Here is a 26545-nt window from a genome sequence, read left to right on the forward strand (position 1 = left end):
TCATAAAACTAGTAGATATGATAATACGAATATACACGACAGCACTTTTTCTTTTCCTCACGAACTTTGGGCTGTCTGCACAATGGCTGTGGAATAAAAAACGAATGAACTTCGTAAAAGATCGTCTGGAGACCGCGGCTTATAACCCGGCTTATAAAAAATTGCTAAAGCAAGCGGAGGAGGCCATGTTGAGGCCAGTGTATTCCGTTGTACACAAAGAAGCGATTGCGCCGAGTGGAGATAAACACGATTATGTAAGCCTAAGCAGGTACTGGTGGCCTAATCCAGCTACAGCAAATGGATTGCCCTATGTGAATAAAGATGGTCAATCCAATCCGGAGTTAGGTAAATATGACCGCGAGGTGCTGGGCAATATGTGTGCAGACCTGAATACGCTTTGTCTGGCTTTTTTTTATAGCGCTGATGAAAAATATGCCAAAAAAGCGGTGCTGCTACTACGGACTTGGTTTTTGGATAGCGATACGCGTATGAACCCTAATTTGAACTACGCCCAATTTATTCCGGGTAGAGATGACTCTAAAGGCCGACCGGAGGGATTGATTGACAGTTATTCGTTTGTGGAAATGCTAAGTAGTATACAGCTGCTGAAAACATACTCAAGCTATAGCACACAGGATGATAAGAGCCTAAAACAATGGTTTGGCGAATTTGCACATTGGATGCAGGAAAGTAAACAGGGCGTAGCAGAAAGAAACGCGAAAAACAACCATGCTACAGCTTATGACGCTCAGCTAATGACCTATCTGTTGTTCTCGGGAGATGAGCAAGCAGGGAGAGAAATAATTGCAGATTTCCCTAAAAAGAGAATCTTTGCCCAGATCGAACCCGATGGAAAACAGCCGAATGAGCTGTGGCGCACCTTGTCTTACCATTATTCGCAATACAATCTGACTCATATGCTGGATGTATGTGAAACCGCACGGACATTGGGTATTGATTTGCTTGGCAGAAGCTCCAGTGATGGACGTTCAATTCTGAAAGGGGTGGAATACCTAACCACATTTTTGGGGAAAAGTGTAGCAAGCTGGCCTTACAAGCAGATTAGCGGCTGGGAGGCCAAGCAACAGGATATATGCCGTGATCTGATTCGGGTTTTAGCGCTCGATCCCAGCCAAAAACAAAACCGGGTTTTATACCGACGTTATGCCAAGGAAGATATGACTGATCGCTTGCGACTTCTGTATGGAGCAGACGATTTGATAAATTAAAATACGCAGCTTCTGATCTTGCGGACACCTGTATTTTAAAATCTAAAAATACAGGCGTATATAGAGAGAGTTAGCGGGAATGAGCCGATTATTTTCGGTTCTTAATAGAAGAAGATAACAAACACAATCGATAGAATTTGGTAAAATTGCTATATTTAATCATTCAATCCAACCTATAAACACCTTAAATATGTTTTTCATCGAAATGCTAAACATACGGCATGGCCATGGCTGGATGATTTTAGTAACCAATTTATATGAAAATAAACCTGTTGACTATCGTATTGTGTATTGTAACCAGTTCTGTTGTCCATGCGCAAAGTGGGATAGATTCGCTATTGCAAGTGCTGGACCGTAAAATTCAGGATAAAGATCTGTTTTTTAAGCAAAAAGAAGACCGGATACTTGGTTTGAAAGCACAGCGTAATGCATTGATGAAAAGCTCAGACAAAGGTTATCACTTTAACTTTGCCCTGTTTAATGAATATAGAAACTATGTGTCGGATTCGGCTATTCACTATCTGAATATGAACAGAACTATCGCTGTAGAACTGAAAGACCAATATAAGTGGAATGAATCTACAATAGCCCTGGCAAATCTTTTTGTGGGGTTGGGGATGCATATGGAGGCCGCTGATCTATTGGGGAGTATCCAATCAGCTACGCTGGAAAATGATCTAAGATTGCCTTATGCAATTGCCTATCGGGAACTTTATCTTGGTATGGGAAAATATACGCAGCATACACAGGCCAGAAGCAGCTATTGGACCCAAGCAAACCATTTTAACGATATGGTACGCAATTTGGCACCGGCAATGTCGGAAGAGCATTTACGGACCGTAGAAAAGAAATTTCGCCTGCAAAAGCAATATGTGGATGCCCTAAAAGTGAACGATGAACGCCTTCGGCTCACGTCGCCCAACCAACTTGGCTATGCATTGGTTACATTCCATCGTTCATTGATTTACAGAGAGCAGGGAGATGTCGAAAATGAAAAAAAATATCTAGCGCTTTCGGCGCTTTCGGATATACAGCTTGCGATCAGAGATAATGCCTCAATCTCGGTATTGGCCAATATTTTAATGCAGGAGGATGATATCAATAGGGCATACCATTACATCTGTTTTTCATTGGACAATATTAAAGCTTACAATACCCGGATTCGCAGCTCGGAGATTCTCAATATTCAAGCCATTATTGATCGGGAATATCAGCGAAAAAACGAACAGAAAAGTCAGCAGCTAAAAGGACTGCTGCTGCTTGTCTCCATTTTGTCTGTTATGCTGGTGATTTCTGTTCTGTATGTGTACAAACAGCTGAAGAAAGGACGCGCCTATGCGAATAAGCTGGCTGATGCAAATCAGGAACTGGCGAGTTTTAATAGTAAACTGCATGATATGAATCAGGAACTGGCCAGCCGTAACCTCGAGGTAGCGGAAGCAAACCACCTCAAAGAAGAATATATTGCCTATTTTTTGGGCGAGTGTTCAATCTATATAACCAAGTTAGATAACTATCGGAAGATGGTAAACAAGAAAATGCAAGAAAGACAATACGAAGAGCTCGCCCGGATGACACGTGACAATTCGTTGAAAGATGAAGAATTGAAGGAATTGTTTGCAAATTTTGATAGGATGTTCATTAATCTATTCCCTGATTTTGTTGATCAGGTAAATACGTTGTTGTCCAAAGAAGAACAAATTGTTTTGAAGAAAGGTGAAGTGCTGAATACGGAGTTGCGCATTTTTGCTTTGATTCGTTTGGGTATTGTAGATAGCCTGGAGATTGCCAACTTTTTTGGATATTCTATTAATACGATCTATAATTATCGGACAAAGATGAAGAATAGATCGCGTGTATCAAGGGAAGATTTTGAAGGACGCGTGAAGGAGATCGGAGCATTTACATAAAAATTAGAACGATTTTTTAAATAAATAACAAGGCGAAAAATGAGCATTAATTATAAAGATGGAATATGAATATTAACTATATTTTTTACGTATTCCTGTTTTTGTGTTTAACAAATACAGGATATGCGCAGTTTAGGGTTACAGAGGCAACGAATTGGGATCGCTATCCAGCGGAGGTTCAAAAACCGGGTTTTGGTCTCCATAAAAGCCAACGTGTGCAGATGGACGATTCAAGTGAACTTGAAGAAGTGTTACTTTTCGCCTCAGACAATGGCCACTATCCTTATTTTGATCTTTTCAAATGTTATTATGTGATCATTGGCTATTATTCAAAGGAGGTAAAATACATCTCCGAAGTTACCCTTTCTGATCAGCGTGAACTGCTCCTGGAAGACCGGAACAACGACGGAAAATTTGAATTGTACAGGCGCTATATGAAAGATGGTAAATTTTCCGTGGATAAAAATGGAAATAATTTAAAAACAGAATGGCGATTCGATCGCATAGAATATAAAAATAATGAAAAATAATATGAAAGTGTTGCTACTGATTCTGACCCTTCTTTCAGGCTGGACAACACTGCTGGGGCAGCAAAAACATAAAGCACTTATTGTCACGGGGCAAGATGGGTCGCACTGGTGGAAGGGTAGTACCGATGCCATAGAAAAAATACTTGAAAACAGTGGCCTTTTTGATGTGGATGTCGCCATAAGTCCACCATACGGTCAGGATATTTCTACTCTTCGCCCGCACTTTCCTGATTATAGCTTGATTATTTCCAATTACGGCGGGACGACCTGGAGTCAAGAAACCCGACAGGATCTGGAACAGTATATGGCCAATGGGGGAGCTCTCGTCGTCATTCACTCAGCCATTGTACCCATGGCCGACTGGCCCGAATACAATAAGATGACGGCACTGGGCGCATGGGATGGTAGAGATGAGACGGTAGGCCCCTATGTTTATTTTAAAAACAATCGAATCGTCTACGATTACAGCCCCGGTCCCGCAGGACATCATGGATTACAGCATCCTTTTGATGTGGCCCATAAGGCAACAGATCATCCTATTCTAAAGGGGCTGCCTACTGTCTGGAGTCATTTCAAAGACGAACTTTATACATACCTGCGCGGTCCTGCTGAACATATGGAAGTATTGGCAACGACCATAGACGACACACGTCCACAAGGGCTAGGTCGTGAAGAACCACTGATGTGGACTGTAAACTATGGAAAAGGAAGAGTATTTGTGACGATAATGGGACATGTGGGCAATGACCCTGAACTGCGCTATGCCATGGAATGCACGGGCTTTCAGGTTACTTTGCTGCGAGGATGTGAATGGGCCGTAACGGGCAAGGTGACGCAGGCTATTCCAAAAGATTTTCCCTCCAAAGGCGTACAGACGTTTAGAAAAGAATTCAAAGCCCCTTTCAATGCAAAATAAAGGTATGAATAAGCTACTATTACTCTTCTTTGGGATAGTCTCTTGCGCTATGGTAACCCGAGTTGTGGCTCAGACACCCAAACTCACTTCAGACCTGAAGTTGAATGAAGCGATTTGGCAGAGCGGAATTCTGCACCGTCCACTACCATTGGATACAACATTGTCTTTAGAAAATCTGGGCATGAAAAAGAAAGTCCTGCGAGTATATCAACCCAAAGGAATCTCCGAGTTTGCCCGTTGGCGTCAACAGGGGGTTGGCAAAATTTTCTTCGCGAAGAAAGAGGGGCAGTTTGGTGTGGGGACTATTAAATTGCAGGTTCCGACGGTCCGCAAAGAATGGGCTCCAGGAGCGGCTGCGGATGGAGACTATGCGAACTATGGTGGTGCATCTGCCGTATTTGACCTGGCAGGAGAAAATTGGGAAAAATACAATCGTATTGTTTTTCGTATCTATCCGGATTGTGAAGGCGGCCGCAATATTCATATCAACCTACATTATTACAATGATGGCAAACAGAAAATTCCGGACGAATATTTTCGGGAGGGAACCCACGAAATAAATCTGGTCAACAGGACATGGAATACCTGCTTTTTGGAGATCGGTGACTTACCGAGAGATCGTATAACAGGTATCGCTTTTGGGGTACCCGGCTTTGGAAAAGATCGGGTCAGTGGGGATTCGTTGAATTTTTATATCGATGGAATTGAATTACAGGAAGTCGAAAAACCTGAACGGATGCTGGGCTGGGAACCCGTCGAGGGACGCATTATCTATTCATCCACTGGGTATGATCTCCGGGGGCAAAAGACCGCGATTTTGAAGCATAACAAAGCAGGGGATGATTTGTTTAATTTGCTTCGTGCCGAAGATAGGGCTGTAGTTTATACGGGTAAGAAGAAAAGTGTAACTACCAGTATTGGTGAATTTGATGTGTTGGATTTCAGTGATTTTACAAAGTTCGGGCAATATATCATTGCGACAGCAGGACAGGAAACCCAACCTTTTGCGATAGGTGAAAATATATGGCAAAACTCCATATGGCGTGTGCTCAACTTTATTTTTTGTGAACGCTGTGGCCACCCTGTTTCAGAGAAGCATGGTTCCTGTCATGCCGATATCGGTGCGACCTTTGATGGACTTCGTTTGGCCTATAACGGAGGCTGGCATGATGCCGGCGACCTTTCCCAGCAGAGCTTACAGACCGGAGACGTGGTATTCTCGCTGCTGGAAATGGCCAATAAGGTTAAAAAAAGCAATACCGCGCTATATCAACGACTTATGGAGGAAGCAGCGTGGGGAGTAGATTTTATCTTAAAAACCCGCCTTGGCAAAGGGTACAGGGCCAGTAGTGCTGGAATTGTGATCTGGACGGATGGCCTGATCGGTAATAAAGATGATATGAAAGCACGTGTCCATGATAGCCCTTTTGATAATTTTTTATTTGCAGCCTATGAAGCATATGCGGCCATGAGCATGGTTCAAGATCCTGCGCTAAGTGAAAAATTGAAAAAGACAGCGATGGAGGATTTTGATTTTGCGCTGGCCAAATGGAAGGAAACGGGTTATGATCATTTTCCCGTTTTTTGGGAACATAGCTATGGCACTTCCGAAAGTCAATTTATGGCGACGGCTTCTTGGGCTGCCAGTCAGCTTTATAAGCTCACAGGGAATATAACATACGCACAGCATGCTGTTAATTTTATGGATGAGGTATTATTGGCGCAGCGTAAGGAACCATTAGGCGATATGGACGGATTAAAAGGTTTTTTCTATCGAGATAGAACGAAGAAGGTCGTTGTGCATGCCAACCATCAATCGCGTGAGCAAATCTATGCTCAGGCCCTTGTTGCTCTCGCCGAAGGACAAGCACAGCATGTCAAACACAGGTTATGGCAACAGGCATTGCTTGATTATGGTAGTTACCTCACAAAAATTATGAAGTATACAGCACCTTACGGCATGGCTCCTGCAGGCGTCTATCATATCGACGAAGTCCAAGACTCAGTAAGTTTTCAACGGCAGCATCTTTTTGCAGGAGCAAAAGCCAAGGATGATTATGTAGCCCAACTCAAACAAGGTGCGCAATTGGATAAATCGTATTATTTAAAGCGTTTTCCTGTCTGGTTTTCTTTCCGGGGAAATGCGGCGATTCATTTGAGCCAGGGCAAGGCGGCAGCGATATTGGGTAAATACCTGAAAAGTGAAGCACTTATACAGATCGCACGTGAACAACTTTATTGGACCGTTGGTAAGAATCCTTTTGGACAGTCACTTATTTATGGCGAGGGCGTAAATTTTGCACAGCAATATTGTCCGCTTCCGGGTGAAATGGTCGGTGAAACGCCTGTAGGTATACAGACCCGGTACAATGAAGATGTTCCTTATTGGCCGCAGGCTAACAATGCGACGTATAAGGAGGTATGGATGACAACAGCAGGGAAGTGGTTATCACTAACTTCGGAATTTTAAACTTTTTAATATACTTAAACCGCATACTTATGACACAAGTGTCGAATCCGAGAAACTTGACAATCTCATGCTTAAATATCGCGTTCCTTTTCTTTATGATGATCGGGACAATAAGCACGCTATCTGCTCAAGGCCGTAATACCTTTGCTGTACTCGTACTGACTGAAAGGGGCGGACAACATGCTTCATTTACAGATACTGGATTGGAATGGTTAAAGAATACAGGGGAGAAAGACGGCTTTCACATAACAGAAATTCATGATACAGAAAAAATAACAGCGGAATACCTGACGCAGTTTAAGGTAATCATACAGTTGGATTATCCACCCTATAGATGGACAGAAGAGGCTGAAAGGGCGTTTATAGATTACATAGAAAATGGAAGAGGAGGCTGGGTCGGTTTTCACCATGCGGCATTACTGGGGGAATTTGATGGCTACAAGATGTGGAACTGGTTTTCCACCTTTATGGGTGGAATACGATTTAAAAATTACATCGCTAAAACAGCATCTGCGACGGCTTATGTCGAAGATCGAAAGCATCCCGTTATGAAAGGAGTAAATCCTCATTTTTTGATTCCCAATGATGAGTTTTATGTTTTTGATAAAAATCCAAGACCCCATGTCAAGGTCTTGGCACATGTCGATGAAGATAGCTACCAGCCCGTTTCAACAATTAAAATGGGCGACCATCCCATTATTTGGAGCAACCCTAATGTGAAAGCCAGAAACGTATATTTTCTGATCGGCCATAGTGGATCCTTATTTGCGTCTAAAGATTTTACAACGATGTTCAGGAATGCAATTCTATGGGCCGGAAGTAAATAAAGAAGGTCAAATAACAACGGTAAGCGAGATGACTAGGGCACTTCACTTGCCTTTTGTTCGTATGTTGTTCGTACCTGCTTCGGAGCTGAACAATTTGTTTAGCAATGTTGACTAAGTATGGAACCGGCTTTTCCTGGTCGGAGACTGGTCAATATCTGTACAGCATTTGTACAATATCTGTTGATGATCCGAAGCAGGTACGAATAAAAGGTTTCTTGTGTAGTAATCTCCTGGCAAAGGTAATCTGTCTCGTCCCTGACGAACCGCAGGTTCTTGAACTGCCTTGTCCTCATGAGCCGCTTTCTGTAAGAATTTATACGTGACGTTGTTTTTAGTGCTGCCCCTGCTCCAAAAATAAAAAAAACGCTTTCTGATTTCTCAGAAAGCGTTTTTGTCTTGGCGGAAGAGGCGGGATTCGAACCCGCGGTACCGTTTCCAGTACGACAGTTTAGCAAACTGTTCCTTTCGGCCACTCAGGCACCCTTCCTCGTTTTGACATTGCAAACATAAGGCAATTATTTGATTCTGCAAAGTCTAAATACTAAAAAAAATGCAAAAAAAATGTAACGTTGCAATAAGCGTTTGAAATTCAATTTGTTGTTTGACAATTAAAATTACATTGTTTTTTTGCTTAAATCATAATCTACCCGAACATGGTAGATACTTTTGAGCATTGCCTTAAAAATAACTGCGGATTCGGTGATATCTTTTAGCGTAATGTTACTATTATTGAACTGCCCCCGCATCAATTTATGTTCGATAATTTTATCGACAAGGTTATTGATAGACTCTTCAGATGGTTCTTTTAATGCACGGGATGCGGCTTCGACCGAATCCGCCATCATAAGTACAGCTGTTTCCTTGGAAAAAGGAATAGGTCCGGGGTAGGTAAATAAAGACTCGTCAACCAGTTTATCGGGGTTGTTCTTGACAAAAACGTTATAAAAATAGTCAACACGCGTCGTCCCGTGGTGTGTGCGGATAAAATCAAGGATCACGTCAGGCAATTGATGTTTTTTGGCAATATCGACTCCTTTGATGACATGTGATATAATAATCTGCGCACTTTGTTCCGGTGAAAGCTCATCATGCGGATTTTTTTCTGTCTTCTGATTCTCGATGAAAAACTGGGGGTTTGTCAATTTCCCGATATCGTGGTACAGGGCTCCGGCGCGGACCAACAGCGGATTCCCGCCAATTTTGTAGATAGCGGCTTCGGCTAGATTAGCCACCTGTAAGGAGTGCTGAAAGGTTCCCGGAGCTTTAAAAGAGAGCTCCCGCAATAACTTGGAGTTACTATTGGTAAGCTCCATGAGTGTTAGATCTGATACAATACCAAATAACTTTTCGAATGCATAGATCATTGGATAAGCTAATAAGGTAATCATCACGCTTACGAAAAAGGGCAGAAGGTCAGACCAGTAAATGGTGTCTATAGATCCATTTCTCGTGACGACCAAGCCAATGTAAGCAATCCAATAGGTACCGAGAATAATAGCAGAGGAAATGAACAGCTGCTCTCGTTTGACCAATGTTTTAATACTATAGATCGCAACTATCCCCGCCATAAATTGTAAAAAGACAAACTCAAAACTATTCGGTACAAAAAGACCTGCTAGCAGAACCATCAACAGATGGATATTGAGTGCTACACGCGTATCAAAAAGAATACGAATAATAATGGGGACGGCGCAAAACGGGATGTAATAGAGATTGGGGATTTTGATTTTGATGGCCCAAGATAGGACAGCGAGCATACCAATGATCACAATCATGATAATGACCAGCAACCTATTGTTAAAATAGATGTCCTTACGGAAAAGAAAAAGGAATACCATCAAAATAGAAAGGGCGAGCGAGATAATCAGAAATTGCCCCAGGGTCACATAGTTTTGATTTCCGCTGATCTTGCCTTCATCTTCATATACCTTACGAAGCGACTCGAGTTTCTGGTACGTCTCATTGGATATGATTTTCTCCTTTTCAGCGATCAGTTCTCCTTTTTGGACCACACCGCGCGTAGCCGATATGTTTGCAATGGCATTTTGTTCTAAAGCTTCTGTTTGTTGATCGTTGTAGATGTAGTTAATGGTAATGTAATTTTTTAAAGTTTCCTCCAGCCAGCTCTTTTGTTTTATCTTGGTCAATTTGGGCATGATCTCATCCATATAACCATAAGAGCTTTCGATGGTGTAACAGTCGGCCGTGTTTTTTTGGCTGGCAACTTTGTCCTGGATCAATGTGAAGTTGTAATGCTTGGAAGCCGGAGATTTGTCATTGCTGCGGTTCTGAAACCGATTGTTCAATGACAAAATGCCTTTGCCATACAGATGGCTTAAGATGGCATTGCCGGCATTTCTATAATCTACTATATTTTCATGCGTTGTATCCAACTTGCTGCTTTGCCACTTTTCGGCCAGATCCGTGTTGAACTGATCAATTTGCTCCTTGCTGGTCGTTGTATTAGCATTATATATAGGTTGAATCGTGTTTAAGATACTTTTCTTATCCGCATTCAGTTCCTCTTGTGTTTTTAATATCGCAAAATTATAAGGTGATATCAGATTCTCATGATTCCATACTTTTCCCTTTTGGAATTCATAGCGAAAACGAGGCTGTTTGGGAAGGAATATACAGATCAGAATAATGGTGATAAGTATTAATCCAATTTTTCGGACGAGGTTCTCCGTTGTATTTAATTCTCTTCTGTATTTTATTTTTAGTCTTCCCACGGTGAGCTGTATTTTATTATCATGTTAATATACAAATGTAATTATAATTATTTTCTGCAGCTTCTGCCAATTGTCGTTTATAGGTATTAAATAGGAGGAATGCTGTGATGAACAAAAAATACTTGTTATCTTTGCAGAAAAAATACAACATGTCAACAAAATCACATCTAATTGCACCATCCGTTCTTGCTGCAGACTTTGCAAAATTATACGATGATATCATCATGGTAAACAACAGTGAGGCAGATTGGTTTCATATTGATATTATGGACGGTGTTTTCGTGCCAAATATCTCTTTTGGATTTCCAGTTATGCAGGCTATTGCAAAACATGCCGATAAACCTTTGGATGTACATTTGATGATTGTTGATCCAGACCGTTATCTGCAGGTATGTAAAGACTCAGGTGCAGCAATCATTACCGTTCATTATGAGGCCTGTACACATTTGCATCGGACTCTGGCTGCTATTAAAGAATTGGGCTGTAAAGCAGGCGTTGCATTGAATCCACATACGCCAGTAGCACTTTTAAAAGATGTTCTTGCGGATCTGGACTTGGTTTGTATCATGTCGGTTAACCCAGGTTTCGGTGGTCAGAAATTTATTCCAAATACCTATGCCAAAGTACAGGAACTAAGGGCCATGGCACAGGGAGTGAATGATGGTCTGCTGATTGAAATCGATGGGGGAGTAACGAGTGCGAATGCAGCGCAGTTATTGAAAGCCGGAGCAGATGTGCTGGTGGCAGGTTCATTTGTCTTCAACGCGACAGATCCTCTGGAAACTGTGAAAGCATTAAAAGACATTGATATAACTGTAGAAAGTATATAAAACGAAAAGGTGATTTAATAATATAAATCACCTTTTTTTTTGAAAGAAATAAATGCGATATAGCGGATTTCAAAAAAAGATGGCAGGATTGCATAAGTGCTGTTTAGAACAATTCCAAATTGATTTAAATAAATGGAATGCATGCGTTTAAAGTTGGATTTTCACTATTTTTGTAATTAGTCATATAAGTTGATTTACGACAAATAGATCAGCTTCAAAACATGAAGTGGAAGGGCTAATTTGTGATTTGTCAGGGGGGGACCCGATAGATGGCGTATTAGCTTAATTATATTACAGACATGGTGGTGTAGAAAGACATAGGTGTTTTTATGCTGCCCATAAAATAGAAAGATAGATATCTATGAGTATTTACAACGATTACGTACAAGAGGTTGTAGAACGGGAAGGCCAAGGATTACATCCTAAGCCTATTGACGGAGCAGAATTACTAAGTGAGGTAATTGCTCAGATTAAAGATTTAAACAATGAAAATAGAGCTGAATCTTTAAGATTGTTTATTTACAACACGTTGCCGGGTACTACACCTGCAGCAGGTGTTAAAGCACAATTCCTGAAGGAAATTGTTTTGGGTGAATCAGTTGTTGCTGAAATTACACCTGATTTCGCTTTTGAGTTGTTGTCACATATGAAAGGTGGTCCTTCAATCACGGTTTTATTGGACCTGGCCTTGGGTGCAGACCTAGCTATTGCAAAACAGGCGGCTGAGGTTCTTAAAACACAAGTTTTCTTATATGATGCGGATACCGCTCGTTTGAAAGAAGCTTTTGAACAAGGCAATGAGGTCGCAAAAGATATTTTAGAAAGCTACGCAAAAGCAGAGTTTTTTACAAAACTGCCTGAGGTTGCTGAGGAAATTCAGGTGATTACTTTTATCGCTGGTGAAGGTGATATCTCGACAGATTTATTGTCGCCAGGTAACCAGGCGCACTCGCGTTCAGATCGTGAATTACATGGAAAATGTATGATCACACCTGAAGCACAGCAACAGATCGTTGAGTTACAGGCGCAACACCCTGGTAAAAGTGTCATGTTAATTGCTGAGAAAGGAACAATGGGTGTGGGGTCATCTCGTATGTCGGGTGTCAACAACGTTGCATTATGGACAGGTAAACAAGCGAGTCCTTATGTTCCTTTTGTGAACATCGCACCAATTGTAGGTGGTACAAATGGTATCTCACCTATTTTCTTGACCACAGTGGATGTGACCGGAGGTATCGGTATAGACCTTAAAAACTGGGTGAAGAAAGTGGATGAAAATGGCAACGTAATCCGTAACGAGAAAAATGAGCCAATTCTTGAAGAAGCTTATTCTGTCGCTACAGGTACTGTCTTAACGATCAATACTAAGACTAAAAAATTATATAATGGCGAGCAGGAGCTGATCGATATTTCCAAAGCTTTGACTCCACAAAAAATGGAATTTATCAAAGCGGGTGGTTCTTATGCGATCGTTTTCGGTAAAAAGATCCAAACTTTTGCTGCTGCTGCTCTGGGAATTCAGGCGCCTACAGTGTTTGCTCCTTCAAAAGAAATCACGATTGAAGGACAAGGTTTGACTGCTGTAGAGAAAATCTTTAATAAAAATGCGGTTGGTGTAGCTCCGGGTAAAGTATTACATGCCGGTTCTGACGTTCGCGTTAAAGTAAATATTGTTGGTTCTCAGGATACAACAGGTTTGATGACTGCGCAGGAGCTCGAAGCAATGGCCGCGACTGTAATTGCACCTACCGTAGACGGCGCTTATCAATCAGGCTGTCATACGGCATCGGTTTGGGATAAAAAAGCACAAGCGAATATTCCAAAACTGATGAAATTTATGAATGACTTTGGATTAATCACAGCACGTGACCCTCAAGGTGTATATCATTCGATGACAGACGTTATTCATAAGGTATTAAATGATATTACAATTGATGAGTGGGCGATCATTATCGGAGGTGATTCACATACCCGTATGTCTAAAGGTGTTGCTTTTGGTGCTGACTCTGGTACGGTGGCGCTAGCTTTAGCGACAGGTGAGGCTTCTATGCCAATCCCAGAATCTGTAAAAGTTACGTTTAAAGGCAGTATGAAAGAACACATGGATTTCCGTGATGTGGTTCATGCTACACAAGCGCAGATGCTGCAGCAATTTGCTGGCGAGAACGTTTTCCAAGGCAGAATTATTGAAGTTCATATCGGAACGCTTTTAGCCGATCAGGCATTTACTTTTACTGACTGGACTGCAGAAATGAAGGCGAAAGCTTCTATTTGTATTTCACAGGATAATACCTTGATCGAATCATTGGAGATCGCTAAAAACCGTATCCAGATTATGATCGATAAAGGCATGGAAAACAAAAATAATGTTTTGCAGGGCTTAATTGACAAGGCGAATAAACGTATTGAGGAAATTAAATCTGGTGCTAAGCCTGCTTTAACTCCAGATACCAATGCGAAATATTATGCTGAGGTTGTTATTGATCTGGATATCATCGAAGAACCGATGATTGCGGACCCGGATGTGAATAATGCGGATGTTTCCAAACGTTATACACACGATACAATTCGCGACCTTTCTTACTACGGTGGAAATAAAAAGGTAGACTTAGGTTTCGTTGGTTCTTGTATGGTTCACAAAGACGATTTGAAAATCGTATCGAAGATGTTGAAAAATATTGAACAGCAAAAAGGTGTCGTTACATTTGAAGCTCCTTTGGTCGTTGCAGCTCCAACGTACAATATCATTGATGAGCTGAAAGCGGAAGGCGATTGGGAATTCTTACAAAAGTACTCTGGATTTGAATTTAGCGATGCTTTACCAAAAAGTTCTGCGCGTACTGAATACGAGAATATTATGTACTTGGAGCGCCCTGGTTGTAACCTTTGCATGGGTAATCAGGAAAAAGCAGCTAAAGGTGACACGGTAATGGCTACTTCAACGCGCTTATTCCAAGGACGTGTTGTTGAAGACAGAGATGGTAAAAAAGGGGAGTCTTTATTAGCATCAACTCCAGTTGTTGTTCTTTCAGCGATCTTGGGCCGTATTCCGAATATCGAAGAATATAAAGCTGCTGTGGAAGGCATTAACTTAACAAAGTTTGCGCCTATTCCAACAAAATAATGAGTGATTAGGGTTTAGTAACTTAATTAAACAACATAAATTAGAGAGATATGGCTTTTGATATAGATATGATTAAAAAGGTCTATAGCCAATATGACGAGCGCATTGCTGCGGCTCGTCAAGTGGTTAACAAACCTTTGACTTTATCTGAGAAAATTTTGTATGCCCACCTTTGGGATGGCAATGCTACTGAAGATTACAAACGCGGCGTTTCTTACGTTGACTTTGCTCCAGACCGCGTTGCTATGCAGGATGCAACTGCACAGATGGCATTATTGCAATTTATGCAAGCTGGGCGTCCAAAGGCAGCAGTTCCTTCTACCGTACACTGTGATCACCTGATTCAGGCGAAAGAAGGAGCAGACAAAGATTTAGCGCGAGCTAAAAACGAAAGCTCTGAAGTATTTAACTTTTTGAGTTCTGTGTCCAATAAATATGGTATCGGTTTCTGGAAACCCGGAGCAGGTATTATTCACCAGGTTGTTTTGGAAAACTATGCTTTTCCAGGCGGTATGATGATTGGTACGGACTCGCATACGGTGAACGCCGGCGGTTTAGGTATGGTTGCAATCGGTGTGGGTGGTGCTGATGCTTGTGATGTCATGGCAGGTTTGCCTTGGGAGCTTAAATTCCCTAAGCTGATCGGTGTAAAATTGACAGGTAAGCTCAGCGGATGGGCTGCAGCAAAAGACGTGATCTTGAAAGTTGCAGGTATCTTGACTGTAAAAGGTGGAACAGGTGCTATCGTTGAATATTTTGGCGAAGGTGCGGAGTCTTTATCTTGTACAGGAAAAGGAACAATCTGTAACATGGGCGCTGAAATTGGCGCGACAACCTCAACTTTTGGGTACGATGAATCCATGGAGCGTTATTTACGTGCTACTGGTCGTGCCGAAGTGGCGGATGCGGCAAATGTAATTAAAGACCACCTGACAGCAGATGCAGAAGTTTATGCTAATCCTGAGCAGTATTTTGATCAGTTAATAGAAATCAATCTATCTGAATTGGAACCTTCTCTAAATGGTCCTTTTACGCCAGATTTATATACCCCAGTTTCACGCATGCGCGAAGAGGCTGAAAAGAATGGCTGGCCATTGCAAGTGGAATGGGGATTGATCGGTTCGTGTACAAATTCTTCTTATGAAGATTTATCCCGTGCTGCCTCCATTGCAAAACAAGCAGTTGATAAAGGGCTTATCACAAAAGCTGAATTCGGTATTAATCCCGGGTCAGAGCAAGTGCGTTTTACGGCTGATCGCGATGGTTTGCTGAAAACTTTTGAAGACCTCAATGCGACAATTTTTACCAATGCATGTGGTCCATGTATCGGTATGTGGGATCGTGTAGGAGCCGATAAACAAGAGAAAAATACAATCGTTCATTCTTTCAATCGTAACTTTGCAAAACGTGCAGATGGCAATCCAAATACTTATGCATTTGTTGCATCACCAGAATTAGTAGCTGCGATTGCGATCTCTGGTGATTTGGGTTTCAATCCGGTAACTGATACCTTGACAAACAATAAAGGTGAACAAGTGAAGCTGGATCCTCCTGTAGGGGATGAGTTGCCAACGAAAGGCTTTGCGGTAGATGATCCCGGTTATCAGGCACCTGCAGCTGATGGTAGTTCGGTGGTGGTTGATGTAGCTCCTACTTCTGATCGTCTTCAACTGTTGGAGCCTTTTGCTCCATGGGAAGGTACCGATTTGAAAGGGTTGAAATTATTGATTAAGGCGAAAGGTAAATGTACTACTGACCATATTTCTATGGCTGGTCCTTGGTTGAAATACCGTGGCCATTTGGACAATATCTCAAATAACATGTTGATTGGTGCTTTGAATTTCTTCAATGAGAAGACTGATAGCGTTAAAAATCAACTCACAGGCGAATATGGTCCTGTTCCTGCTACACAGCGGGACTATAAAGCACACGGTATTGGTTCAATTGTAGTCGGTGATGAAAACTACGGTGAAGGTTCTTCCCGCGAGCATGCAGCGATGGAACCTCGTCATTTGGGTGTTCGTGCTGTTTTAGTTAAGTCTTTCGCGCGTATTCACGAAACGAACTTGAAAAAACAAGGTATGTTGGGATTAACTTTTGCAAACAAAGACGATTATAACAAGATTCAGGAAAATGATACCATTGATATTATCGGCTTGACAACATTTGCACCAGGTAAACCTTTAACACTTGTATTACATCACGCAGACGGAACGCAAGAAGAGATTTTGGCGAACCATACCTACAATGCGCAACAAATTGAGTGGTTTAAAGCTGGTGGAGCTTTGAATATCATTCGTAAAAATCAAGGGTAACAATTCCTTGGAAATAAAATAACTGAAAAGCTGCTTTCCTGGAAGGCAGCTTTTTTTGTTTCCAGCGTGGAATGACATTTCTGTGATCTTCGTCATATTTTTCCAATTTCCATTGATTTTATTTGCTTATAAAATAGAATGCGGGTACTTTTGCCCAACGTTTTTAGCACCGATATGAGAAAAATATTTTTAACGATTGGAGCACTTGCATTAAGTGTTTCTGCCTTATTTGCCCAAGAAAATCCTGAGATAGGAAAAAGCATTTTCAAACCGAAAAATTTGAGAACAGAAAGTAACAAGGGCAAATTCTTCTTCTTTTGGGGGTACAACTTCTCTTCTTACGCGAAATCAGATATTCATTTTACGGGTCCTAATTATGACTTTATACTCCATGATGTAAAAGCGGGTGATAGGCCAACTAAATTTGGTTCGACGTATTTTGATCCAAGCCGATTAACTATTCCACAATTTAATCTGCACTTTGGTTATTATATCAAGGATAATTACTCAATTTCATTGGGATGGGACCATATGAAATATGTGGTCGATATTCCGCAGCAGGTGAAAATTTCCGGTTTTATCGGTGAAGAGATTTCTAATCCTGGTATCCCGACGGGAAACCGCGCCGGTCAATATAACGGTGAATTGATTACTGTAGACTCTGCCATGCTGACATTTGAGCATACAGATGGTTATAACTTTGCCTCAGTAGGCCTAGAGCGTTATGATGACATCATCAATAATCGCAAAGGTCAACAGGTGCTGACAATGGAATCTGGTGTGGATGTAGGTCTATTGATTCCTCGTTCCGACGTCCATCTTTTTGGCGAAGGGGCCAACCACTTTTGGAACATTGCGGGTTATGGTGCTTCGGCAAAAGTTGGTTTGCACTACCGTTTTTATAAAGGACTCTATCTTCAGGGGAACTTCAAAACGGGCTGGACTGATTTAACAAACATTCGTACAACTGGAAGAAGAGGGGTAGATAAAGCATCCCAACAAATATGGTTTTTTGAAAATTACTGGGCTTTGGGCTTTAGATTCTAAACATATTCATGAAACAAAAAAGGCTACTTTCAAAGTAGCCCTTTTTTTTTTGTTTATCCTTTTTTATATCCTATTTGATCTCCTTTGATTAGACCTGCTAAATCTCGCCCAATTTGAAAATGTCCTTTACCCGGATACCTTTTTCAGTACGTTGAAGTGTACAGCATTCATGTATGGGATCGTGTTCGAAAAATAAGATGTATTCATTATCGACGATCTCATTCCAATAGCTGCTACGTTCCTCCATGGTCACGAGGGGTCTGACATCATAACCCATAACATAAGGAATGGGAATATGTCCCACCGAAGGTAATAGATCCGCCATATAGAGGATTGTTTTGCCTTTATACTGTATCTGTGGCAACATCATAGCTTCTGTATGGCCGTGTGCATAACGGATAGCGATATTGTTTCCAAAAGGATTCTGATGATCTTCAACAAATTTTAATTGTCCGCTCTTCTGTATCGGTAGAATGTTCTCTTTTAAGAAAGAAGCTTTTTCGCGCGGGTTAGGATCGGTAGCCCAAGACCAATGGTCGCTATTGCTCCAAAAATGAGCATTTTTAAAAGCCGGAACCAGCTGTTCACCTTCACGGGCTATAGCCCCGCCACAATGGTCGAAGTGCAGGTGTGTAAGGATGACATCGGTGATATCGCTTCTGTCAAATCCAATATTTTTTAATGATTTATCCAGCGTTGCATCTCCGTGAAGATAATAATAGCTGAAGAATTTTTCATTTTGTTTGTCTCCCAGTCCTGTATCGACCAGCATTAATCGATTACTGTCCTCGATGAGGAGCAAGCGGTTTCCCCAGGTACACATATTGTTTGAGTCGGACGGGTTTGTTTTGTTCCAGATACTCTTTGGGACAACGCCAAACATTGCACCGCCATCGAGTTTAAAAAATCCCGTTTCTATAGCATGTAATTTCATTCGCAGATTATGTGTCTTTTAATGGTTATATAGCATATCCAGTTTATTTTAAGCACAAGCAATTATTTGTCAGATGGCATGAAAGTCACCCCGTGCTCTTCCGTGTTCGTGCTACAATTGTAGCTATTTCATCTCTTTATCTTTACATATGTTAGTCCGTCCGCCTGGACATTGCTGCCGCTTTCAACGATCAATAGCTGGTGGACGTTACACTGTCTGTTTTTTTACCTTATTAATATTTGTAAAGGTTGGAACAATTTACGAAAAATATGTGATATTTTTTGATAGTGATAAATTGATGTGCTAAAAAAATATGCTAAAAAGTTTATTTTTTTTTATCTGTATAAGTTATTGTTAATGAGTGGTTTGTTTTTGTGTTTTTTGTACAATAAGCTTGATTTTTAGATAATTAAGTTTTGTTTTTAGCGAAAAATGCCTTTAAATTTGGGCACATTTTAAAACAAACAAAAAATATGAAAAAGGGTAACATTGGAAACGCGCCTGATTTGAAATATTTAAAAATTGATAGTACAAAAAATGTATTTTATCAATTGCCTGTTTCTGAATTGGTCGAACATGCCTTAGCAAATCACGAAGGTCGACTTTCTGATACGGGAGCACTCGCTGCTGATACGGGAAAATTTACTGGAAGATCGCCAAAAGATCGGTTTCTGGTCGAAGATTCTTTAACAAAAGATAGCGTTTGGTGGGGAGAAATCAATCAACGGATGTCTCCGGCTAATTTTGAAACACTATTTTCTAAAGTAGCTGATCACTTAAGTGATAAAATCATCTATGTAAGAGATTGTGCCGCAGGGGCTGATCCAGCTTATCAAATAGATTTGCGTGTTGTTACGGAGACAGCTTATCAAAGTATATTTGCCAATAACCTGTTTCTGCGGCCGGAACCAAATTTGGATGCTCAGCCTGCTTGGTCGATTTTAGCTGCCCCGACGCTGCTTATCGAAGGGCCGCATCAATATGGCATTATCAACGAAAATTTTGTCGCGATTGATTTTACAAAAAAGATAGTACTGATTGCGGGGACCGGTTATACAGGGGAGATTAAAAAGAGCATTTTCTCAATATTGAACTTTATTTTGCCATTCCAGCATAATGTGCTTTCTATGCACTGTTCGGCGAATACTTCAAAAGAAGGGGAGACAGCTTTGTTTTTTGGACTTTCGGGTACAGGGAAGACGACCTTATCAGCTGATAGAAACAGAAAGTTGATCGGTGATGATGAGCATGGATGGAGCGAAAGGGGAATATTCAATTTTGAAGGCGGCTGCTATGCTAAATGTGTAGGTTTGTCGGAAGACAAAGAGCCTGAGATCTTCCACGCAATTCGTTTTGGGTCTCTGCTTGAAAATGTTGTTTTGGATGAATTTGATCGACCTGATTACAACGATATTAGCAAGACGGAAAATACCCGCGTATCCTATCCAATAGATTTCATGGAAAATGCCGAAATGAGCGGTATTGGTCGTGAACCTGAAAATATTTTTTTCCTGACGGCAGATGCTTTTGGTGTACTTCCTCCCATTTCATTGTTGACCATAGATCAGGCGGTATATCATTTCGTTAGTGGTTATACAGCAAAGGTTGCGGGTACAGAGGTAGGGGTAAAGGAGCCTACAGCAGCATTTTCAACCTGTTTTGGACAGGCATTTTTGCCGCTTCATCCTTCAAAATATGCGGCTTTGCTGCGTTCAAAACTAGAACAAAATCGCAACATCAAAGTTTGGTTAGTGAATACGGGCTGGATTGCCGGTCCTTATGGAATAGGCAGACGTATTAAGCTAAATTATACGCGATCGTTAATCCGAGCAGCAATGGATGGCTCACTGCTGGAGTCTCACTTCAACAAGCATAATATTTTTGGACTGGAGTATCCGACGAGCTGTGGGGAGCATGTTCCTGCGCAAATTTTAGATGCGCGAGGCTTATGGAACAATGACGAGGCTTATGACATGCAGGCAAAACGCTTGGCGAAGCTGTTTATTTCGAATTTTGAAAAATTCAATAATGAGATGCCACCCTCGGTGCATGCAGCAGGACCCAAAATAGAAACTTCGGTTCTTGTGTCCTAATTCGTTCTGACATTATAAAAAACAGGAGGAAATACTTTTCCTCCTGTTTTTTATAATTGTACCTTTTCTAATCAACAGACCTTTAATCGTGTTTTGTGACGAAAGAATCTATTTTTTCCTGTTCACTTCCAACAAGAGCATTGATAATCAGTTTGAAGGACGCCAGGCGAGCCTTTTTCTTGTTATCTTTCGTGATTTCTAGCCAAGGCGATTTTTTGGTGCTTGTCTTTTTAAATAAATCCTCAATATAGCCCGTATATACATCCCATTTCTCCTGCGCCTGCTGGTCTAACACACCAATTTTCCATTGTTTTAGGATATCCTCTTTTCGCTCTTTTAACCTTTCGGCTTGCTCTTCTTTGCTGACGTTCAGGAATAATTTGATGAGGATGATGCCATCGTCGATTAACTGCTTCTCAAATTCAGGGACCTGGTTCATAAACAGTTCATGTTGCTCCTTGGAGCAAAACCCAAATACAGGTTCAACAACAGCTCTGTTATACCAGCTACGGTCAAAAATCACAATTTCGCCAGTATTAGGGAGCTGTTTGATATATCGTTGAAAATACCATTGCCCGGCTTCCTCTTCGGTTGGTTTGGGCAATGCAACAACGCGTACCTTTTTGGGATTTAGATATTGGGTTACACGGCCTATTGTACCACCTTTACCCGCAGCGTCTCTACCTTCGAAAATAATAAGGACCCGTTTTCCTTTTTCAATGATTTCATATTGAAGCTTTAAGAGCTTGACTTGAAGCTCGTAAAGTTCTTTCTCATAATCGTAAACATCATTGAATTTTTTTATTTCCAGAATGCCATGTTGTTCCAGATAGTTTAAAACATCTTTGTTTTCGTGGATCTTCTGAAGTTCATTTAAATCGTATTCTGCCATATGATATTTATTTATATGTTCGTTTTCCTAAAGTTACTTATTGAATTGTTAAAAAATGTCAAATTTCACATAAATCCGCAAGAGCTGTGTAATAATAAGCTGATAGCTTACGTTTAATATTCAAAACAGCGAAAGAGGCTGTTTGTATAAATTAGACTTTTCATAAATTTAGGTTAATAATTGGTTAGGTTAGCTCGGAGTTCCCCACTTCGAGCTTTTTTTGTGAACAGGATCGGAGGATCCCTGACAAGAACACGAAAAATTACGGTTTTGGCCACGCTCAAATAGAGCTTAATATTAATCTCTTTTAAATGTTAAAAAATGTTAAATGACTGTTATTGTTATAATGAATTCAAAATTGTGGCGTTTTCATTACAAATACTTTTCATAAAATAGGTTAATATATGGCTAACGAAAGCTCAGAGTTCCCCACTCTGGGCTTTTTATTTTTCAGCTTCCTTTTTTGACTTGCAGACTCTTTTTTTGACTTGAGTCAATGTTTAGCTTTTTGATCCGCGGCATATTTGCACTCTAAATATAGTTAAACAAAAAATTTATGAGTGCAATTTTAGAAAAAGGACAAACAATTGGCTTCTACAAAGCCATAATTCCCATTATTGTATCGGTATTTGGAGTCTATTTGACTATTGGAATTGCTTTGGGGCTATTATTGTCAATAATGAGCTGGCTTGCCACGGTAAAACTACCAGCGGTAGCCATTGATTAAGATCATATCCGTAAACCATTTTATAAGGTAATATGGGCGATTTTTGGACAAGGGTTGAGCCTGGCGTTTTCTTCCATGGCATTTGGCTGTATTGCGTCCATCATTGTCTTGTTCTTCAAGGGAATGAATTGGAGGGAGTCTTCACTGGCGTTTATGGTCTCTGCGACTGGAAGGACCACTGGCGGGAATGATCGCGGGCTCGTTTGGTTATCAGTCGGTCTATTTATTTGAGGGAATCGGCTGTCTGCTGTCCATCCTTATATTGATCTGCAACAGGAAATAAGCTTAGGGCAATTCACAGCATGTTGCAGCAAAGAATCTTATTAAAGGCGAGAGGAATTAAATTGATCTGTATAAATAAGACGGACCGGGTGTATATCCCCTGAGTCCGTCTTGTTTATTATATATTTTTGCTGCACACTAGGCAACTTCTCTTAGATCTACTGCAACTACACGGGATACACCTTGTTCAACCATGGTTACTCCATAGATGATGTCTGTACTTGCTATCGTTTTTTTATTGTGTGAGACCACGATAAATTGTGAATTCTTGGAAAAATCCCGGATAATATTATTGAATTTATCAATATTAGTATCATCCAACGGAGCGTCCACCTCATCGAATATACAAAAAGGTGCCGGTTTAGAAAGATAAAGTGAGAATAACAAGGCTGTTGAAGTCAAGGTCTTTTCACCGCCAGAAAGCTGATTGATAGACAGCGGTCTTTTCCCTTTTGGCCTTGCAATAATGTCGATGTCTGAATCCAGCGGATTGCTCGGATCTGTGAGCACCAGGTCGCAGCTGTCTTCTTCGTTAAATAGCGAACGGAATACCTTGACGAAGTTATTCCTTACGGCATCGAATGTAAACATGAATTGAACTTGAGCGGTATCGTCAATTTCTTTTATTGTTGCCATCAACGAGCCTTTTGCTTCGATTAAATCAGCTTTCTCTTTGTTAATGAAATCATAGCGTTCGTTCATCTCGTCGAAAGCCTCTTTTGCCATCAGATTGATCGTTCCAAATTCATCAAGCTGTTTCTTGAGTTTGCTGCATTTCGTAGCCAATGTAACTTGATCTTCTGTGATCTCAGGCACATCTTCACGGTCAATCAGGTCTTTCAGTTCAATGTTGAATTCAACAGAAAGACGTTCTTTCAAGGAATTGAGGTCGATCTGAAGGCCCGTTTTTTTATCTTTGATCTCTGAAACAAGAAAGTCACTCTGTTCTTTTGAACGACGTTGCTGTGTCAGGGAATCTTCGAGATTATTGATCTTCTGCTTATCTGCATAGTAGCCGTCTTCCAATTCTTTGAGACCATCTTCCAGGGCAATCTTCTGCTCATACATGGCAATAAGATCCTGATCTTCTTCATCTTCAAATGAAATGGTTGTTCTTAAAGCTTCTAGCACTTCAACTAATTCTGCACTGTTTCGCTCCACACGGATTTCGTGGTCATCTTTCTGCGTCTCTCTAAATTCGAGATCTTTTGTGATATTGGAAACTTTGTTTAACTGTTGATGGTAAGTGATATTCTCTTGATTGTATGCAGTCGATTTTTCGTTAAGTACTTCAGATATTTCATGGAACTGATCTTGTAAAGTCGATAGTTCGGCGATACTCTGTTCTTTTTCCAGGCGCAACTCCTGAAGCTGTGGCTCCGCAATTTTTAAATCCGATTCTATACCTTCAATTTTCTCCTGAATATCTTTTTTACGGGCCTGGGAGTTATTGATGAAGGCTTGATATTGCTCTTGCTTTGTTTTGACGGTAATTAATTCATTATTCAGTCTATTGAGCTGAAAGCGCAGCTCATCGATTAACTCTTTCTGTGAATTGCCACGCAGTGCATCCAGGCGAGCTGTTTCGGCCGTTATTTTATCTTCAAGTTTTGCTATTTCCTGATTTAAGGTTTTGATCTCTTGGGATAGCACTTCGAGGTTTTTCGCTCTTCCGATACGTTTTCCCTCAAATAATCCCACAGAACCACCAGAAAGGCCCAAATGATGTTTCGAATAACGTCCATTTTTTTGTAGAATCACCTGTCCCAGAGCAGGGAGCTTTTCATCCAGCTCCTTTTCATTTTCATGTTTAAGGATGAAGACCTGCTGGAGCAGCATCGTACATAAAGCCCTGTACTTTTCGTCTACGGTAATCACATCCAATGCAGACATCAAATTGTCATTTGGTGCAGGGGCAACGCTTGGGGAATCCGCTATGGCATCTAAAACAAAGAAATTAGCTCTTCCTTTTGCGGCATCGCTCAATAGCTGAATCGCCTGAACAGCATCTTGTTGTGTTTCGACAACATAATGGTTCATAATAGGCTCTAGGTAGTTCTCAATAGCCACACGGTAATCTTCCTGACAGAAAAGGACATCTGATAGGAGCGGAGGCTGCTTTTTCCATCCTGCATTTTTCTTGAGGAATCGAATGGAATCAGGGAAACCTTCTAAATTATCAACAAGGGATTTTGTGAGGTTGTATTCGTTTTGTTTGGCATCTACAAGACGGAGATCTTTGGCCAGCTGGGCCTTAAATTCCTCTAGGTTTGCCTGGCACTGATTAATCTGTCCTTGGAGCTCTTCTTCCTGCTGGTTTGCTGAATCGTACTGTAGCTGCTGTGCTTCCACACGGCCCTCCAATTCCATAACAGAGGAATTGAACTGCCGCAATTCGGCTTCTTTTGCTTCTGTATCTACACTATTGCGAACAGATTCTTGCAGAAGAGCTTCTTTCTGAATTGTGAATACTGCAAGATCTTTTTCTAATTTGTAGATTTTGGCCTGTAATTCAGCATTACTCTTATTAAAAATATCAAGTTTTCCCTTTGCAGACTGTTGCTGTCCTCTCAGTTCGTCGACTTCGGATTTATCCGATTCAAGATTCGTTTTTAACGAATCGAGTTTATTTTGCTCATCAAACAATTCTTCATTCAGTCGTTTGATGGTGTAGAGTACGTGATTAAGCTGTTGTTTATCGCTGTTGATATCGAGGTTCAGCCGGTTTTCCTTATCTTGAAGATTTTTAACTTTTTCGTTTTTGATCTTCTTTTCCGATTCATAACCTCGGATTTTATTGACAAATTCCTGTGTTGTTTTTTGCTGTACCGAAAGGTTTTTTTCCTGTTCCAAATTTGTCTGGCGGAGTGTTTGGAGTTCAGTTTCCGCGTTCAGGATATTTTGCTGTGCATTGACGGCATCTTTTTGAACCTTGGATTCTTGTGTCTGAAGTCTTTCTAATTCGGTCGAAAAATCAGCAATTCTATAATAAGCCAAATCTATACTGCTTTGGCGGTATTCTGCTTTAAGTGAGGTATATTTTTCAGCTTTTTTAGCTTGATTTTCTAATGATTTGAGATTCTTTGTGATTTCATAAAGCAAATCATCCACACGGCTAAGATCGACCTCAGTATCTCTCAGCTTTGCTAAAGTTTGTTTTTTACGAACTTTATACTTAGAGATTCCGGATGCTTCTTCGAAGAGGTTGCGACGTGAATTATCTTTGTTGTTGATAATTTCATCAATCATTTTCAATTCGATAATCGAATAACTGTCGGCACCAACCCCGGTATCCAGGAATAGATCCGTGATATCTTTTAAACGACATTTGACATCATTCAATCGATATTCACTATCGCCGTTGCGAAACAGCTTACGAGTGACGGTCACTGTCGAGAATTCCGTTGGCAGAATATTATTGTTGTTGTTGAAGGTCAGCGAAACTTCTGCAAGGTTTGCCGGCTTTCTATTTTTCGTTCCATTGAAGATAATATTTTCCATTTTATCGGAGCGAAGCATCTTTGTGCTTTGTTCTCCCAGTACCCAGCGTATGGCGTCGACCACATTGGACTTCCCGCATCCATTGGGACCGACAATCGCTGTGACACCATCATTGAAGTTGATCGTGATCTTGTCTCCGAAACTCTTAAATCCTTTAATTTCTAGTTTGGTTAACTGCATTTATAC

Annotated in this window: 16 protein-coding genes and 1 tRNA gene; 12 read left to right on the forward strand and 5 right to left on the reverse strand. The window is 40.9% G+C overall.

What is annotated here, in order from left to right:
• Nucleotides 1–17 precede the first annotated feature (17 nt).
• The 6 genes from GVK91_RS00865 (at nt 18) to GVK91_RS00890 (ending at nt 7882) form a co-directional block, all read left to right on the forward strand.
• Nucleotides 18–1229, forward strand: coding sequence for an alginate lyase family protein (locus tag GVK91_RS00865; RefSeq protein ID WP_159726461.1), 1212 nt, complete (start codon nt 18–20; stop codon nt 1227–1229).
• Nucleotides 1230–1486: 257 nt separating this feature from the next.
• Entirely contained in the window at nt 1487–3139 is a 1653-nt protein-coding gene (locus GVK91_RS00870; protein WP_159726463.1) for a DUF6377 domain-containing protein, read from the forward strand.
• Between the two features lie 65 nt (nt 3140–3204).
• Nucleotides 3205–3669 carry a hypothetical protein gene (locus tag GVK91_RS00875; protein ID WP_159726465.1) on the forward strand — a complete coding sequence of 155 codons (465 nt, stop codon included), beginning with the start codon at nt 3205–3207 and terminating at the stop codon, nt 3667–3669.
• On the forward strand, nt 3659–4585 hold the full coding sequence (locus GVK91_RS00880; protein ID WP_159726467.1) for a ThuA domain-containing protein: 927 nt from the start codon (nt 3659–3661) through the stop codon (nt 4583–4585). Before GVK91_RS00875 ends, GVK91_RS00880 begins: the two co-directional genes overlap by 11 nt.
• Nucleotides 4586–4589: 4 nt before the next feature.
• Nucleotides 4590–7055, forward strand: a complete 2466-nt coding sequence (locus tag GVK91_RS00885) for a glycoside hydrolase family 9 protein (protein ID WP_159726469.1) — start codon at nt 4590–4592, stop codon at nt 7053–7055.
• 29 nt (nt 7056–7084) lie between these two features.
• The gene (locus GVK91_RS00890) at nt 7085–7882 is read left to right on the forward strand and encodes a ThuA domain-containing protein (RefSeq protein ID WP_200845510.1); all 798 of its coding nucleotides are present in this window, start codon (nt 7085–7087) and stop codon (nt 7880–7882) included.
• A gap of 397 nt (nt 7883–8279) precedes the next feature.
• Here GVK91_RS00890 and GVK91_RS00895 read toward each other — a convergent pair.
• Both GVK91_RS00895 and GVK91_RS00900 read right to left on the reverse strand, forming a co-directional pair.
• A tRNA-Ser gene (locus tag GVK91_RS00895) sits at nt 8280–8369 on the reverse strand.
• Nucleotides 8370–8496: 127 nt separating this feature from the next.
• Nucleotides 8497–10614, reverse strand: a complete 2118-nt coding sequence (locus GVK91_RS00900; protein ID WP_088161752.1) for an HD family phosphohydrolase — start codon at nt 10612–10614, stop codon at nt 8497–8499.
• A 149-nt stretch (nt 10615–10763) separates the two neighbouring features.
• Here GVK91_RS00900 and rpe point away from each other — a divergent pair, with 149 nt between their 5' ends.
• The 4 genes from rpe (at nt 10764) to GVK91_RS00920 (ending at nt 17930) form a co-directional block, all read left to right on the forward strand.
• Nucleotides 10764–11444, forward strand: a complete 681-nt coding sequence (gene rpe / locus GVK91_RS00905; protein WP_159726473.1) for a ribulose-phosphate 3-epimerase — start codon at nt 10764–10766, stop codon at nt 11442–11444.
• A gap of 361 nt (nt 11445–11805) precedes the next feature.
• Nucleotides 11806–14568 carry a bifunctional aconitate hydratase 2/2-methylisocitrate dehydratase gene (locus tag GVK91_RS00910; protein ID WP_159726475.1) on the forward strand — a complete coding sequence of 921 codons (2763 nt, stop codon included), beginning with the start codon at nt 11806–11808 and terminating at the stop codon, nt 14566–14568.
• Nucleotides 14569–14618: 50 nt separating this feature from the next.
• Nucleotides 14619–16883 (forward strand): aconitate hydratase, encoded by a 2265-nt coding sequence (locus tag GVK91_RS00915; protein ID WP_153844680.1) that lies wholly within the window; start codon nt 14619–14621, stop codon nt 16881–16883.
• Nucleotides 16884–17057: 174 nt separating this feature from the next.
• Entirely contained in the window at nt 17058–17930 is an 873-nt protein-coding gene (locus GVK91_RS00920) for a hypothetical protein (protein ID WP_046672928.1), read from the forward strand.
• Nucleotides 17931–18027: 97 nt separating this feature from the next.
• On the opposite strand, the gene GVK91_RS00925 is transcribed toward GVK91_RS00920, so the two are convergent.
• A complete protein-coding gene (locus GVK91_RS00925; RefSeq protein WP_159726477.1) occupies nt 18028–18864 on the reverse strand; it encodes an MBL fold metallo-hydrolase in 837 nt (278 codons plus the stop codon).
• Nucleotides 18865–19337: 473 nt separating this feature from the next.
• Between GVK91_RS00925 and pckA the strand changes: the two genes are divergently transcribed.
• Complete coding sequence (gene pckA, locus GVK91_RS00930; RefSeq protein WP_159726479.1) at nt 19338–20957, forward strand: phosphoenolpyruvate carboxykinase (ATP); 1620 nt, start codon at nt 19338–19340, stop codon at nt 20955–20957.
• An 82-nt stretch (nt 20958–21039) separates the two neighbouring features.
• Here the strand turns inward: pckA and ppk2 are convergent, their stop codons facing one another.
• The gene (ppk2, locus tag GVK91_RS00935) at nt 21040–21849 is read right to left on the reverse strand and encodes a polyphosphate kinase 2 (RefSeq protein ID WP_159726481.1); all 810 of its coding nucleotides are present in this window, start codon (nt 21847–21849) and stop codon (nt 21040–21042) included.
• A 556-nt stretch (nt 21850–22405) separates the two neighbouring features.
• On the opposite strand from ppk2, the gene GVK91_RS00940 reads away from it, so the two are divergent.
• Nucleotides 22406–22576 (forward strand): hypothetical protein, encoded by a 171-nt coding sequence (locus GVK91_RS00940; protein ID WP_159726483.1) that lies wholly within the window; start codon nt 22406–22408, stop codon nt 22574–22576.
• 420 nt (nt 22577–22996) lie between these two features.
• Here the strand turns inward: GVK91_RS00940 and smc are convergent, their stop codons facing one another.
• Nucleotides 22997–26539 carry a chromosome segregation protein SMC gene (smc, locus tag GVK91_RS00945; protein WP_159726485.1) on the reverse strand — a complete coding sequence of 1181 codons (3543 nt, stop codon included), beginning with the start codon at nt 26537–26539 and terminating at the stop codon, nt 22997–22999.
• Between the last annotated feature and the right edge of the window lie 6 nt (nt 26540–26545).

It is taken from the genome of Sphingobacterium sp. 18053, assembly GCF_902706145.1.
Taxonomy (GTDB): Bacteria; Bacteroidota; Bacteroidia; order Sphingobacteriales; family Sphingobacteriaceae; genus Sphingobacterium; species Sphingobacterium paramultivorum.

What these genes read in the sequence shown, in the direction of transcription:
- GVK91_RS00865 (WP_159726461.1), top strand. Translation starts at nt 18, where the DNA reads ATGATAATACGAATATACACGACAGCACTTTTTCTTTTCCTCACGAAC.
- GVK91_RS00870 (WP_159726463.1), top strand. Translation starts at nt 1,487, where the DNA reads ATGAAAATAAACCTGTTGACTATCGTATTGTGTATTGTAACCAGTTCT.
- GVK91_RS00875 (WP_159726465.1), top strand. Translation starts at nt 3,205, where the DNA reads ATGAATATTAACTATATTTTTTACGTATTCCTGTTTTTGTGTTTAACA.
- GVK91_RS00880 (WP_159726467.1), top strand. Translation starts at nt 3,659, where the DNA reads ATGAAAAATAATATGAAAGTGTTGCTACTGATTCTGACCCTTCTTTCA.
- GVK91_RS00885 (WP_159726469.1), top strand. Translation starts at nt 4,590, where the DNA reads ATGAATAAGCTACTATTACTCTTCTTTGGGATAGTCTCTTGCGCTATG.
- GVK91_RS00890 (WP_200845510.1), top strand. Translation starts at nt 7,085, where the DNA reads ATGACACAAGTGTCGAATCCGAGAAACTTGACAATCTCATGCTTAAAT.
- rpe (WP_159726473.1), top strand. Translation starts at nt 10,764, where the DNA reads ATGTCAACAAAATCACATCTAATTGCACCATCCGTTCTTGCTGCAGAC.
- GVK91_RS00910 (WP_159726475.1), top strand. Translation starts at nt 11,806, where the DNA reads ATGAGTATTTACAACGATTACGTACAAGAGGTTGTAGAACGGGAAGGC.
- GVK91_RS00915 (WP_153844680.1), top strand. Translation starts at nt 14,619, where the DNA reads ATGGCTTTTGATATAGATATGATTAAAAAGGTCTATAGCCAATATGAC.
- GVK91_RS00920 (WP_046672928.1), top strand. Translation starts at nt 17,058, where the DNA reads ATGAGAAAAATATTTTTAACGATTGGAGCACTTGCATTAAGTGTTTCT.
- GVK91_RS00925 (WP_159726477.1), bottom strand. Translation starts at nt 18,864, where the DNA reads ATGAAATTACATGCTATAGAAACGGGATTTTTTAAACTCGATGGCGGT.
- pckA (WP_159726479.1), top strand. Translation starts at nt 19,338, where the DNA reads ATGAAAAAGGGTAACATTGGAAACGCGCCTGATTTGAAATATTTAAAA.
- ppk2 (WP_159726481.1), bottom strand. Translation starts at nt 21,849, where the DNA reads ATGGCAGAATACGATTTAAATGAACTTCAGAAGATCCACGAAAACAAA.
- GVK91_RS00940 (WP_159726483.1), top strand. Translation starts at nt 22,406, where the DNA reads ATGAGTGCAATTTTAGAAAAAGGACAAACAATTGGCTTCTACAAAGCC.
- smc (WP_159726485.1), bottom strand. Translation starts at nt 26,539, where the DNA reads ATGCAGTTAACCAAACTAGAAATTAAAGGATTTAAGAGTTTCGGAGAC.